We start from the raw sequence: 12,382 nt of genomic DNA, 5'->3' as shown, positions 1-12,382 counted from the left end.
TATTTTTCGTTTCATTTATCAAAATATTCCTAAAAGAATATTACAAGAATGTAAAATTTCTAGCGCGCCTATCAAAATATTGTCATATCTTTTCTACATAGATTCCTGTACGATATTACAAACAAACTGACATATGAGAAGCAAAGTTTTTATGTTTTTTTACATGTCACGAAAGGAAGCCATATGAATGATTTTATATTTCCAATGAGCCCTAAAGAGCCAAAATATAAACAGATTTATCAGCAATTAAAAATGTTAATTGAACAAGGAAATTTGAAGTCGAATGACTCCCTCCCCTCCATTCGAAGGCTGGCGGAGACATTACAAGTCAGTCGTAATACTACTTTGACTGCCTATGAGCAACTTGTTGCAGAAGGATACATACGTGGAGAAGGACGCAAGGGCTATTTCGTCAATGAATTGGAACAGGTCTTTTTACAGCAAGAAGAGGCAACCGTTCCTACGCTATCCACAAAGCAAGAGCAGCCTACATTGAAGATTGATTTTCGGGCTGGGGCTGTTGATCAAGCATATTTTCCGCTCAAAACGTGGAGACAGTTTGCCAATCGAGCACTCCAGTTAGAGGACAGTTTTGTCTATGGTGAACCTTTTGGGGAACCTTTATTAAAAGAGCAGCTTGCTCAATACTTATTACAAGCACGTGGGGTGAAGTGCGATGCGGAGGCTATTATTATCGGTAGCAGTACGCAGCAAATGTTATTGTATCTTGGTTGTTTGTTAAAGCATGATTTTACAAGTGTAATTGTTGAGGACCCTGGCTATATCGGAGCACGGCAAGCGTTTAAAGTAAACGGTTTTGAGTTGGAAGCACTGCCCGTTTTAGAGCATGGTGCGCAGTTGCATTTATTACCGGACATGCAATCACGACTCCTTTACATTACTCCCTCCCACCACTTTCCTTACGGTGTGACAATGACCATTCAACAACGGCAAACGGTTATCCAATGGGCTAAAAAAGTAGATGGATACATTATCGAAGACGATTATGACAGTGAATTTCGCTATGGCCAGCAGCCATTTCCTGCACTTGCATCTATCGATCATTCACGTGTTATTTATATCGGTACTTTTTCAAAATCTTTTTTACCTGGCATTCGACTAAGTTATATGGTGCTACCGAAGTCATTATTATATCGATACAAGGAACAGTTTAGTGAATTTGAACAAAATGCATCTTCTCTCCATCAGTTAACGATGGCAGCATTTATGGACAAAGGTGAATGGACACGTCATATTAAAAGAATGCGTATTATTTATAAACAAAAAATGCACTATCTCGTGGAGCAATTAAAACAACATTTTGGTAACGATATGACCATCCTTGGCGAACATTCTGGCCTATACGTATTAATCAAATTGCATGTGCATCTGACCGAAGATCAGCTTATCCAACGAGCAGCCCAATACGGTGTAAAAGTATATCCGACAAGTCCTTTTTTCCTAAAGTGCTCAGCAGCTGAACCTGTTTTGCAATTAGGCTTCAGCAAACTGACAATGGAAGACATTTATCAAGGGGTTCAACTATTAGCAAAAGCATGGCGCAGACCTTTAAACAACGAATAAAAAACCGCGGGGAAATGATCTTCCCGCGGTTTTTTTATGTACTTATTTTTGTGCGTATTTTTGTAAATGCTTTGGGATTTCCCGAAAATCCATTAAAAAAGGCAACAACAATAGTAAAGTCAATAAATAAATGGCAATTCCTATCGCTACAGCTGAACTTTTAACTTCATCATTAATAACATAAGGCATTGTAATATATGGTACAAAAACCAATAGTAACATAGATATGCGGGTCATGGATGTGAACATTTGTTTTTTCTCACAATATGGGCAACTAATAAATCGTGAAAAAGTTACAAATGAACGCATTGACTGCTTCCAAGTCCATTTCTCCTTACATGCAATACATTTCGGCATTCAATCTATTCCCTCCTTTCACTAATTATGCCATATCGTTTAGCTAACAAGCACTACATTTACTATAAAAAAAATTTGCACAGGCATCCCCTGTACAAATTCTCTTAAAAGTAATCAATAAACGTCGGGATACCCACTGGCAGTACGGCTTCTAATAATGCCATTTCAATTGCTTCACCATGTAAGCGTTCAATTTTCTCTAAATAGCTAGGGCGTTTATAGCCTAGTAGCATTGTCGCTAACGTCTGTACGGTTAGCTGAACGGCATTTTCTGATAATTGTTCGCTAACCTTTTCAACAGCTACGTTTCCGTTTTTCACGGTGACGACAAATGTACCATTATTCCAAGCGACAATACGGTCACTGACTGCGAAGCGCAATTGAAAGTCACTCCCGACAAACGGATAACGTACTAAAAATTCCTTTACATCTACAATACGCGCCATAAAATAAGGGGAGACTTTTTGAATAATTTCACTGTCTTCCAATAAAAACGCTACCGCTTCATTACCCGTTGTTTTACCGTAAACATTGTAGACCATCGAGCTATGTGCAGAAACAAAATTCCATAACCCTTTGCGTGCTTCTTCCTGCAAATAAACAATTTCATCAATATAAAAATTTTCTTCCATGATCCGATAGAACATATAGCCTTGTGGCTCATCTTCCTCATCATAGTAGACGGCTGCTTGCAACTTGACATCACTATCGATAAATTTTTCTTCCCAAAAATCTTCTTGAAATTTTTCATTCCAGGCAATGCTATTGCGGACCATGACTCCATGTGTTTTTTTCGCATAGCGTGCATATATCGCAACGACATCCTCATCTTTAGGATCGACACGACGAATTTTGCCATTTAATCCTCCATAATGAGGGAGTTGTGTATCCTTCACTTGAAATTCCACAATATCGCTCATAATTTCCCAACCTTTTTTGCGATAGTACGGAATGGAATAAGGAAAAAGATACGATATATACCGTCCTTCTTCTCGCATTTGTTCAAGGCACTTCATTATAAGGCTTTCCATTAAGCCATGTCTTGAATATTCTGGATACGTACCAACAGCCGTAATACCGCCCATTTCGTAAAGCTTGCCATGGACATTTACTTGAAATGGTAAATTTAATATTTGGGATACGAGTTGGGAGCCATCAAACCACCCTAATGCATGCCCCTCATCAAACTGTTTACTTTTCGCATTGACGAAACGACGATCTTTATGAATTGACATCGACATTTGAAATACATAATTTAACAAATCAATAGACTGAGCCATTTCATCTAGCCGTATTTCGCGCATAACTAAACCTTTGCGTTGATTCATTATTCTCTCTCCTCATCAAATAGCTCTGCAAAAATAGTTTCCGGAGCATTTAAAAATCGCTTTGTAACAATATAATGGATAGTGTCTTCGTATCGAACGGATTCAATTCCTCCTTCGTCAAAACTATATATCGTCGCATTTGGATAACCGAGTAAAATAGGTGAATGTGTCGCTATAATAAATTGTGCTTCATGCGCTAAATCTTTCATTATTTTTAGGAGACTGAGCTGTCTTGTCGGCGATAAAGCCGCTTCAGGCTCATCTAGTAGATAAATAGCCTTGCCTTTAAAGCGATTCATAAATAGCGCTAAAAAAGACTCCCCATGTGACTGATGATGTAACGATTTACCACCAAATGCTGCATATTTATTCGGATGATTTTCGAGTAAATCGATATGACTGGCAAATTGATAAAACGTTTCTGATCGTAGAAAAAAGCCGTTTGAAACTTTAGGCCACCACGATAACCGAATATAATCCCCTAGTGCTGATTGTGCTTTATGTACTTCATAGCTGTTTTGACGTCCGCCACCTGCTGTATTAAAATCACAACGATCCGCAATGGCCTCCAATAGCGTCGATTTCCCCGAACCATTTTCCCCGACAAAAAACGTTACATTCGTTGGAAATGATAGCTCTTGTAAATGCTGCAAACTAGGTATATTAAATGGATATTGTTGTTGATTTTCTATATTGTCTTGTAAAACTTTACATGCTTTCAAATACATCTTTATGTCACTCCTTATGACTAGTATAACTCACACTGGCTACTCTGAAACGCTCCTCTTTTCCAAAGATAAGCTAACTATCCCTGCTATAAATAATAGGGAAATACCTAGCAGAGACATGGGTGACCATGATAGCCTCGCATCGAATAATCGAAAGAAAAATGTGAATATTGGGACAAATCATAAACTCATCATAACCATTAAAGACGAACAATACCGAATGCCTATTTGCAATAAATACATTGGAAGCATGACACCCGTTGCTGTTACAGCGAGTATCCATCCAATATTTCCCGAGAAATAGTCGAAAAAATTATCGTAAGTTAGTAAAAAAGATAATAAAATTATGCCATAATAACGATTTGCTAAAATCATCGAGGTAGTCCAACCCGCTTCATTTAATTTCTTTGAATAGACTGTACATAATACAGCGCCCACCCCACAGCTCATACTAGCTAGTAACGATAACATTACGGGAAGTGTTATCTCCATTTGCACAGCTGATTTCCCACTTAGTACAGCGAAAATCAATACCATACAGGCTATAAGTGTAGCGAAGGCAATGAACCATTGCGTCCTTGGAATATAGTCCTTGGCAATAACAGCAAGAATTAAGACAAATAGTGGACCAATGCCCATCTCAAGTGCACTGACAATTGCAGACTCCACATATTTTAAAGCAAAATAAAAGCACATAAAGGCTATTACAGAGGCGCCATTTAACTTCATTACATACCCAATTGTTCCTTGCCATTTGTTATGTTGTTTATGTCTACGTGCAAAAATGGAAAAGTAGACTGTCGTTAGCAAAAAACTAACACCGGTAAATAAAAATGGCGGTACTTCTTGCACTTGCTTGGCATAAAACACTTGACTCAAGGCTGTTAACAGTGCTGACAGTAATAATGCGAATAATCCTATTGTCGTCATGCTTTTTGTCTTTCTATCCATTCATTGTCCTCCCATTTTTCTTAATTTGCAAAATAAAAACTCCGCCTCTAATTGAATTAGAGACGAAGTTATCCGCGGTACCACTCTGTTTAGCATAAATTTTTACTATAACGGTAGCTGCCGTTTATACCTACTTCTTCAGCATAAAAACTCCTGGACGAGTTCACGAATCAATTGCGATGATTTTCACCAGCCATCATCTCTCTGTCAGCAAATAGTATCCGCTACTATTTCCAATCATTGTTAATTATTAAGATTTATCATAAGTCAATTCTTTCATCTCGTCAAGGTCTCTCTAAATCCTAGTACAACTAGATTAAAAAGTCTCCTAACGATCGCTTAGGAGACTTTTTTCATACTATGTGTGAGCAAATACTATTGTGCATTTTTATCTGGCTGATGAATGCCAAATATATTGCCTTCAGTATCTGTATAATACCCCTGCCATGCCATCCCCGGAAGCGCATATTTCGGTATCGCAACTTGACCGCCATTGTCAAAAATTTTGGCTTCTGTTGCATCATAATTTTCCACACCCATTGTACATGCAAATCCATTCAAAGCTTGTTTTGGTTCTGGAGGAGGACCTTGTCGCTGCATTAAAGCACCATTGATGCCAAGAGTCTCTTCGGCACCCGTCACTGCACCAAAATACGGCATTCCCGCATAGTCACTCCAATCTTGAAATGACCACCCAAAGATGTTCCCATAGAAGTTTTTTGCTCGCTCCATATCACTTACATGAATTTCAAAATGTACTAATCTCCCCATTGTAGCCTCCTAAATGTTATAGCGTATTCTTACTATAGAACATTTTGATATAGATAGGAACTAAAATAATTAATTTTTCTGTTAATTTTCAGTATGCTTATATTATCGGCTTAAATCTTGTGTTACCGTTCGCCCGTAATAGTATTTCATTTGTTCATCGCCTTGATGTACTTTTGCGGTCATCGTCACTGGTTTCAATTTCAACACAGCCGTCTTACTCCCTAAAGAAGATTGATATTTCTCAACATGTGCTTTTGATAAAGGGGCAATAAAATAATCTGGCACATACTTATTTAGCATTTCTTGCATAGCTGCTGTTGCTTCATCTAAATCTGTGACCAGTTCAATTGGCCCGTTTGCGATAACACTCATATAGGCCGTATCTATATTAGCAGGAATCGGATCTGCAATGGTTCCGTAATTTTCACATATTGTAAAGCATGCATTGGCATTTTTATTAATTATATTTATTTTTCTACCTGTATTTGCGCCATGCATATAAAAGTTTCCATCTTTAAAAACATAATTTAAAGGAATGACATATGGTATATTGTCATCTACTAGGCCAAGAAAAGCTGTTTGAGCCTCACTTAAAAATTTTTTTATTTGCTCTTTATCTGTACAAGTTCTTTTTTCCATACGAATGTTAGTTTCCATCCACATCACTTCTCCCTTTCGCTTTTAGCACTATAAATGGAGTCTATAATAGAACTGTCCTGTTAAAAAGGAACAGTTTGATGAAAACACATGGGTACAGCTAAATAATTGCATATAATTAGGGCTATTTTCAAAAGAGAATGTCTTAGCTTTGCCATTCGCCATTACATAAAAAAAGAGTAGCTACATAAATGTAGCCACTCTTATTAATTAAAGATACATCTTCTGATCTAATTTTAACTGTACCTCTTGACGATTTACTGTTATCGATTTCTTTTTCTTCACCTTTACGTAATACACGATGTAACAGCCAATAAAGAAAGCTCCTCCACAATATAAAGCCAATCGTTGTGACGGATCGAATGCCAAACTTGCCATTACAATACAATTTGCCACTAAGCCAAGAACGGGGATGATTGGATACAGTGGTGCTTTGAATTTCAAATCTTCCACTTTCCCACCTTGACGTATATACGAACGTCTAAAAGCAATTTGTGATGCTGTAATCGCAATCCAACCGATTTGTGCGCCTAAACCTGCTAGAGATAATAACCAAACAAACACTGTTTTTGCTGCAAATACACTTGATAATAACGATAAACCAGCGACAGCAAGTGTAATGAATAAGGCGTTCATCGGAATCCCTCTTTTATTCACTTTCCCTAATACAGGACTAGCCATCTTTTCTACAGATAGCGAGAACAGCATACGTGTAGCTGCATATAAACCAGAGTTAGCAACCGATAATAAAGCTGTCAAAATAACAAAGTTCATAATATCAGCTGCATAAGGAATACCAATACTATCTAATACAACGACAAATGGACTTTCAACAACGCCTGCTTTATCCATTGGAATCATCGCTGCAAGTATGACAACAGATAGTACAAAGAAGAACAGTGTACGCCAAACAGTTTGTTTAATAGATTTTGGAATCGTCTTTTCAGGATTTTCACTTTCCCCAGCAGCAATACCAATTAACTCTGTTCCTTGGAATGAAAAGTTTACGGTAATCATCGTAATCAGTAGTGCTGTTACACCATTGGGAAATAACCCATGTTCATAAAAATGACTAAAGAATGGTGCACTGGTACCGTCTTGCATCTTAATCAAGCCAAACATAGCCGCTCCTCCGACAGCAAGGAACATAATAATAGCAATTACTTTTATGCTTGAAAAAACAAATTCTGCTTCACCAAATGCTTTAGCCGATAATGCATTTAATAAAAAGAGCAAGACCCCAAAAATTAAACACCACATCCATACTGGTGATGAAGGAAACCATCTTTGCATAAGTTGTCCAGCACCTAAAAATTCAAGAGCAACTGTTACTGCCCATCCTAGCCAATAGAGCCAACCAACAGCAAAGCCCGTAGCAGGACCGATAAACTTCGTTGTATAAGTTTGAAATGAACCGGATACTGGCATAGCTACTGATAACTCACCTAAACAAAGCATCGTTAGATACATCACTAACCCGCCTACTAAATAAGAAAGAATGGCACCCATCGGCCCAGCTTGATTGATCGTTAATCCTGATCCAAGAAAAAAGCCAGTCCCAATACATCCCCCTAGTGAAATCATAAACAAGTGTCTAGCTTTCATACTTCTTTTTAATTGATGTTGTTCTGTTGCCATAATAAAACCCCTTACTATCTATCTTGTAAGCACTTCTTTTTGCAGTACGAAAGATAAGATTAGAAATAATGAATAGATATAATGTGATAAATTTTATTTATTTCGTGAACAGTCAATTTTCTGACAAATAAAACCTCAATTAGTTTAGGAATGTAGCATAGTTATGGCATTGTCATAGTTTAATACATTTTTCCTTCACAACTAATCGATATTCTCCCATCTTTTGTTTAAAGCAATGTATGTCCGAATAGAGAGCTAATTAACGCTACCGCAGCAATAGCCGTTTTATTATATTGATCTAAAACTGGGTTCGTCTCTACAAATTCTGCTGACGTAATGATGTTTGCTTCGGAAAGCATTTCCATAGCTAAGTGACTTTCACGATAGCTGATACCACCGGCCACTGGTGTTCCTACACCTGGTGCGTCATTTGGATCCAAACCGTCTAAATCTAGCGATAAATGCACCCCATCTGTCCGTTCTTTTAAATAGTCTATTGTTTCTGACATCACGGTCGTCATTCCTAAGCGATCAATTTCGTGCATCGTATAAACTTTTATGCCCATTTCCTTAATAAGTTTTTTCTCGCCTGGATCTAAATCACGGGCTCCAATAATGACCACATTTTCAGGCTTTACTTTTGGTGTATAACCGCCAATATTCGTTAGTACTGGATGTCCAAGTCCTAGGCTAGCAGCTAAAGACATACCATGGATATTTCCTGATGGAGATGTTTCAGCTGTATTTAAATCGCCGTGCGCATCATACCAAATAACGCCTAAGTTGTCATAATGTTTCGAAACACCTGCCAATGTTCCAATAGCAATACTATGATCTCCACCTAAAACTAAAGGAAAGCGTTTACAGGATATAACCTGATCCACTTGTTGACCAAGCAAGTCATTTGCATCTGCAACGGTTTGTAAATTTTTTAAATTAGTTGCTGTATCTATGTTTTCATCTTTATTTACGAAATCGATTTTTAAATCCCCTAAGTCATCAATTGAATAACCAAGTCCCTCAAGTCGGTCTGCTAGCCCCGCATATCGGATAGCACTCGGCCCCATGTCAACCCCTCTTCTTGTTTGACCTAAATCCATCGGTACCCCAATAATTGTCACTTCTGTGCGCATGATGTTTCTCCTCTCCCTGTATTACTTTCACAGTATAATGAAAATGAAACATTGACTCAACTTAACATTATTCTTAATTTTTATACAGTTCAAATTATTAGAAACATAGATTTTCTCATACCTAACTGAATGAATAAATTCAATTTCTATGCATACCAAGACATTATTTTACACTTTAACGCATTCTTTTGTCAGAAATATCAAAAACTAATGATAAAAATTTTTTCTTTTTGTACGATTTTTCAATATCAATATAGTAAATTAAGGTTATAGATAAATATATTTCTAAAATATTATTATTCGTCCAACTTTCCAACATACAGAAAAAAAGCCTTACAAGATGATCGTAAGACTTCAATCGTAACTATCCTATTTTAATATTTCTGGACAAATAATTGACCATCCGCTTGAATTTCTGCATAAAACACTTCTTCTATGTTTTCCACTGCTGCTTTGCTCAACTCATTTTTTAACCATTCTCTATTTTTACCGATTTCTAATAAATTTCTTTTTAATAATTTGCCGTCGGATATAATTTCTGTCGGTAAAAAAGGTGGACATTTAGGTGAGATGTTCAAATCGATTTTTTGTGTGCCTTGAAATTGCGGTTTTTTCAGTATACTCAGCGTACCATTTGGTTCGAGGATGGCAAAATCGATTTCATCAACCGAAAAAACTTGGTATTGTCTAATCATCATTGTTAAATCATCAATATTAACACCAGTTCGCTTCAACGCTTTTCGATCAATTCTACCATGTTTAATAACAATGGTTGGCTGGCCATCTAAGATCATCCGTATTTTCCCTGATTTCAAACTTATATAACTAATGAGTGTTGTCAGCACACACCAAATGACTAAGCTTAATAAATCTTTCATGTAATCCTTTGTGCTTAAAACAATCATATTGGCCGCAATTGAGCCAATGGTGATACCCGTTACATAGTTAAAAAAAGTAAGCTGACTTAATTGTTTTTTTCCTAAAAAGCGTGTCATGGCAAGCAACACAAAAAAAGTTAAGGCCGTTTCCATTGCTATTTGTAAGTAGCTTACATCTTTCATATGACCACTCCTATCTTAACAATAGAATGTGTCATGAATTGTTATAAATACATAAAAAAACTAGACTTTTAACATGCCACGTTAGTCCGCATCTTGCATTTCTAGGTAGCGATATAATGTCGATTTGCTAATACCTGTTTCATTTTTAATATCATGTAATGTGAAATGACCAGAATGGTACATGGCCAATGCTTTTTGAATATTGACATCTGGTTTTCTAGGTCTGCCAAGCGTTTTCCCTTGCTCTCTTGCATTTGTAATACCAATAGAAGCTGCCTGTTTCGGTGGTAGACCTGGCATGATTTCAGCAGCAACAGGTGCAATGGCACTCGTAATAGCCCCATTAGTAAAAGAATATGGACTTCATTATTTACTAGCTGCTACCATTTTAACAGGCATTATTCAAATTATTTTTGGCTTGCTAAAAATAGCAAAGTTAATGAGGTTCATTCCAAATGCAGTCATGATTGGCTTCGTTAACTCTTTGGCAATCTTAATTTTTTTAGCACAAGTTCCTCAAATTATCGGCACATCGATGATGACCTATGTATTTGTCGCTTTGACACTCGTACTTTTGTATACTTTACCACGATTTATTCAAGTAGTTCCAGCCCCCCTCATCGCCATCGTCGTATTAACTACAATAGCGATTTATAGTGGTGTTGACTTGCGAACAATTGGTGATTTAGGTGTCATTACGAAAACTTTACCGACATTCACCCTGCCACATGTGCCTTTTACGTTTGACACATTACAAATAATTTTCCCCTATTCGTTAGCATTAGCAATTGTCGGTCTAATCGAATCTTTATTAACCGCACAAATCGTGGACGATATGACCGTGACAGAAAGCGATAAAAATAAAGAAGCCCGAGGGCAAGGTATCGCTAATTTCATTAATGGCTTTTTTGGCGGAATGGCTGGCTGTGCAATGATTGGACAATCTGTTATTAATGTCAAATCAGGCGGACGCGGTCGATTATCGACACTTGTTGCAGGGTTATTTTTAATGTTTTTAATTCTTGTGTTAGGTGACCTCGTTGTCAAAATTCCAATGCCAGTATTAGTAGGCATTATGATTATGGTCTGTATCGGTACGTTTGATTGGAGCTCTTTTAAGTATTTAGTGAAGGCCCCTCGTAGTGAGGCAATTGTCATGCTTGTAACGGTAATCATCGTTGTGTACACACATGATTTATCGAAAGGTGTTATTGCTGGGGTTATTTTAAGTGCCATATTGTTTGTCATTAAAATTTCCACATTACAAGTGATCAAAAATGGTTCTTTATATAAAATAGAAGGTCCATTGTTCTTTGCTTCTACGCATCATTTTGTCGATTACTTTAAACATACTGACTTCTCGGAATGTAAAGTAACGATTGATTTTTGTAATAGTCGTATTTGGGACGATTCTGCAGTCCATGCATTGCATAAAGTAAAAGACTTACTACTAGCAAAAGGGATTGCTGTTGAAATAAAAGGGCTAGATACATCCAGTCAAAAACTAATCGATCGATTAGAAAGTATAACTTCTTCTCACTAACAACCAAAGGAATTCCGTATTATTTACGCGGGATTCCTTCTTTATTTCGCGGGATTCTACCTTCTTTTCGCGGAATCCACTCGCTGTTTCGCGGAATTCGCTCCCTCTTTCGCGGGATTCTACCATCCTTTCGCGGAATTCACTCCCTCTTTCGCGGAATTCGCTCCCTCTTTCGCGGAATTCTACCATCTTTTCGCGGAATTCGCTCCCTCTTTCGCGGGATTCTACCTTCTTTTCGCGGAATCCACTCCCTCTTTCGCGGGATTACACCTTCTTTTCGCGGAATTCTACCTTCTTTTCGCGGAATCCACTCGCTGTTTCGCGGAATTCTCCCCTCCTTTCGCGGAATACACTCGCTCTTTCGCGGAATTCTACCTTCTTTTCGCGGAATTACACCCTCCTTTCGCGGAATTCGCTCCCTCTTTCGCGGAATTCTACCTTCTTTTCGCGGAATTCTACCTTCTTTTCGCGGAATTCACTCGCTCTTTCGCGGAATCACACCTTCCTTTCGCGGGATTCTACCATCCTTTCGCGGAATTACACCTTCTTTTCGCGGAACTACTCACAGATATTTAAATAAATATATTTATCTCTTTTTTAACAAAATTTGGTGTATGATTTAATTATTGTT

At 37.5% G+C, this 12,382-nt stretch carries 12 protein-coding genes and 1 other annotated feature; of the genes, 2 read left to right on the top strand and 10 right to left on the bottom strand.

Annotation, left to right across the window (positions count from 1 at the left end; translation table 11 throughout):
- Positions 1–183: 183 nt before the first annotated feature.
- Positions 184–1,584 carry a PLP-dependent aminotransferase family protein gene (locus ACKVEV_RS04835; protein ID WP_409369281.1) on the top strand — a complete coding sequence of 467 codons (1,401 nt, stop codon included), beginning with the start codon at positions 184–186 and terminating at the stop codon, positions 1,582–1,584.
- 42 nt (positions 1,585–1,626) lie between these two features.
- Here the strand turns inward: ACKVEV_RS04835 and ACKVEV_RS04830 are convergent, their stop codons facing one another.
- The 10 genes from ACKVEV_RS04830 to ACKVEV_RS04785 all read right to left on the bottom strand — a co-directional run bounded on the left by ACKVEV_RS04830 (position 1,627) and on the right by ACKVEV_RS04785 (position 10,508).
- A complete protein-coding gene (locus tag ACKVEV_RS04830; RefSeq protein WP_409369280.1) occupies positions 1,627–1,941 on the bottom strand; it encodes a TIGR04104 family putative zinc finger protein in 315 nt (104 codons plus the stop codon).
- A gap of 104 nt (positions 1,942–2,045) precedes the next feature.
- Positions 2,046–3,269 (bottom strand): enhanced intracellular survival protein Eis, encoded by a 1,224-nt coding sequence (gene eis / locus ACKVEV_RS04825; protein ID WP_409369279.1) that lies wholly within the window; start codon positions 3,267–3,269, stop codon positions 2,046–2,048.
- Positions 3,269–3,997, bottom strand: a complete 729-nt coding sequence (locus tag ACKVEV_RS04820; RefSeq protein ID WP_409369278.1) for an AAA family ATPase — start codon at positions 3,995–3,997, stop codon at positions 3,269–3,271. The genes eis and ACKVEV_RS04820 overlap by 1 nt, the downstream gene beginning before the upstream one ends.
- 180 nt (positions 3,998–4,177) lie before the next feature.
- Positions 4,178–4,948: an EamA family transporter gene (locus ACKVEV_RS04815; RefSeq protein ID WP_409369277.1), complete on the bottom strand. Its 771-nt coding sequence runs from the start codon at positions 4,946–4,948 to the stop codon at positions 4,178–4,180.
- Positions 4,949–5,003: 55 nt separating this feature from the next.
- Positions 5,004–5,198: a binding site (T-box leader), on the bottom strand.
- Positions 5,199–5,323: 125 nt separating this feature from the next.
- A complete protein-coding gene (locus tag ACKVEV_RS04810; protein ID WP_409369276.1) occupies positions 5,324–5,719 on the bottom strand; it encodes a VOC family protein in 396 nt (131 codons plus the stop codon).
- A gap of 102 nt (positions 5,720–5,821) precedes the next feature.
- Positions 5,822–6,376 carry a pyridoxamine 5'-phosphate oxidase family protein gene (locus ACKVEV_RS04805; protein WP_409369275.1) on the bottom strand — a complete coding sequence of 185 codons (555 nt, stop codon included), beginning with the start codon at positions 6,374–6,376 and terminating at the stop codon, positions 5,822–5,824.
- Positions 6,377–6,586: 210 nt separating this feature from the next.
- Positions 6,587–8,014: an amino acid permease gene (locus ACKVEV_RS04800; RefSeq protein ID WP_409369274.1), complete on the bottom strand. Its 1,428-nt coding sequence runs from the start codon at positions 8,012–8,014 to the stop codon at positions 6,587–6,589.
- Between the two features lie 227 nt (positions 8,015–8,241).
- Positions 8,242–9,147: an arginase gene (gene rocF, locus ACKVEV_RS04795; RefSeq protein ID WP_409369273.1), complete on the bottom strand. Its 906-nt coding sequence runs from the start codon at positions 9,145–9,147 to the stop codon at positions 8,242–8,244.
- A gap of 374 nt (positions 9,148–9,521) precedes the next feature.
- Entirely contained in the window at positions 9,522–10,208 is a 687-nt protein-coding gene (locus ACKVEV_RS04790; protein WP_409369272.1) for a DUF421 domain-containing protein, read from the bottom strand.
- An 81-nt stretch (positions 10,209–10,289) separates the two neighbouring features.
- Complete coding sequence (locus ACKVEV_RS04785; RefSeq protein WP_409369271.1) at positions 10,290–10,508, bottom strand: helix-turn-helix domain-containing protein; 219 nt, start codon at positions 10,506–10,508, stop codon at positions 10,290–10,292.
- Between ACKVEV_RS04785 and ACKVEV_RS04780 the strand changes: the two genes are divergently transcribed.
- Complete coding sequence (locus ACKVEV_RS04780; RefSeq protein WP_409370503.1) at positions 10,408–11,751, top strand: SulP family inorganic anion transporter; 1,344 nt, start codon at positions 10,408–10,410, stop codon at positions 11,749–11,751. The genes ACKVEV_RS04785 and ACKVEV_RS04780 overlap by 101 nt on opposite strands.
- Positions 11,752–12,382 lie beyond the last annotated feature (631 nt).

The sequence above is a fragment of the Lysinibacillus sp. 38-6 genome, assembly GCF_046245175.1.
Classification (GTDB): Bacteria; Bacillota; Bacilli; order Bacillales_A; family Planococcaceae; genus Lysinibacillus.
Note: the sequence above shows the minus strand (reverse complement) of the source record. Positions and strands in the feature narration are given on the sequence as shown.

What these genes read in the sequence shown, in the direction of transcription:
- ACKVEV_RS04835 (WP_409369281.1), top strand. Translation starts at nt 184, where the DNA reads ATGAATGATTTTATATTTCCAATGAGCCCTAAAGAGCCAAAATATAAA.
- ACKVEV_RS04800 (WP_409369274.1), bottom strand. Translation starts at nt 8,014, where the DNA reads ATGGCAACAGAACAACATCAATTAAAAAGAAGTATGAAAGCTAGACAC.
- ACKVEV_RS04805 (WP_409369275.1), bottom strand. Translation starts at nt 6,376, where the DNA reads ATGGAAACTAACATTCGTATGGAAAAAAGAACTTGTACAGATAAAGAG.
- rocF (WP_409369273.1), bottom strand. Translation starts at nt 9,147, where the DNA reads ATGCGCACAGAAGTGACAATTATTGGGGTACCGATGGATTTAGGTCAA.
- ACKVEV_RS04810 (WP_409369276.1), bottom strand. Translation starts at nt 5,719, where the DNA reads ATGGGGAGATTAGTACATTTTGAAATTCATGTAAGTGATATGGAGCGA.
- ACKVEV_RS04830 (WP_409369280.1), bottom strand. Translation starts at nt 1,941, where the DNA reads ATGCCGAAATGTATTGCATGTAAGGAGAAATGGACTTGGAAGCAGTCA.
- ACKVEV_RS04790 (WP_409369272.1), bottom strand. Translation starts at nt 10,208, where the DNA reads ATGAAAGATGTAAGCTACTTACAAATAGCAATGGAAACGGCCTTAACT.
- ACKVEV_RS04815 (WP_409369277.1), bottom strand. Translation starts at nt 4,948, where the DNA reads ATGGATAGAAAGACAAAAAGCATGACGACAATAGGATTATTCGCATTA.
- ACKVEV_RS04820 (WP_409369278.1), bottom strand. Translation starts at nt 3,997, where the DNA reads ATGTATTTGAAAGCATGTAAAGTTTTACAAGACAATATAGAAAATCAA.
- ACKVEV_RS04785 (WP_409369271.1), bottom strand. Translation starts at nt 10,508, where the DNA reads ATGCCAGGTCTACCACCGAAACAGGCAGCTTCTATTGGTATTACAAAT.
- eis (WP_409369279.1), bottom strand. Translation starts at nt 3,269, where the DNA reads ATGAATCAACGCAAAGGTTTAGTTATGCGCGAAATACGGCTAGATGAA.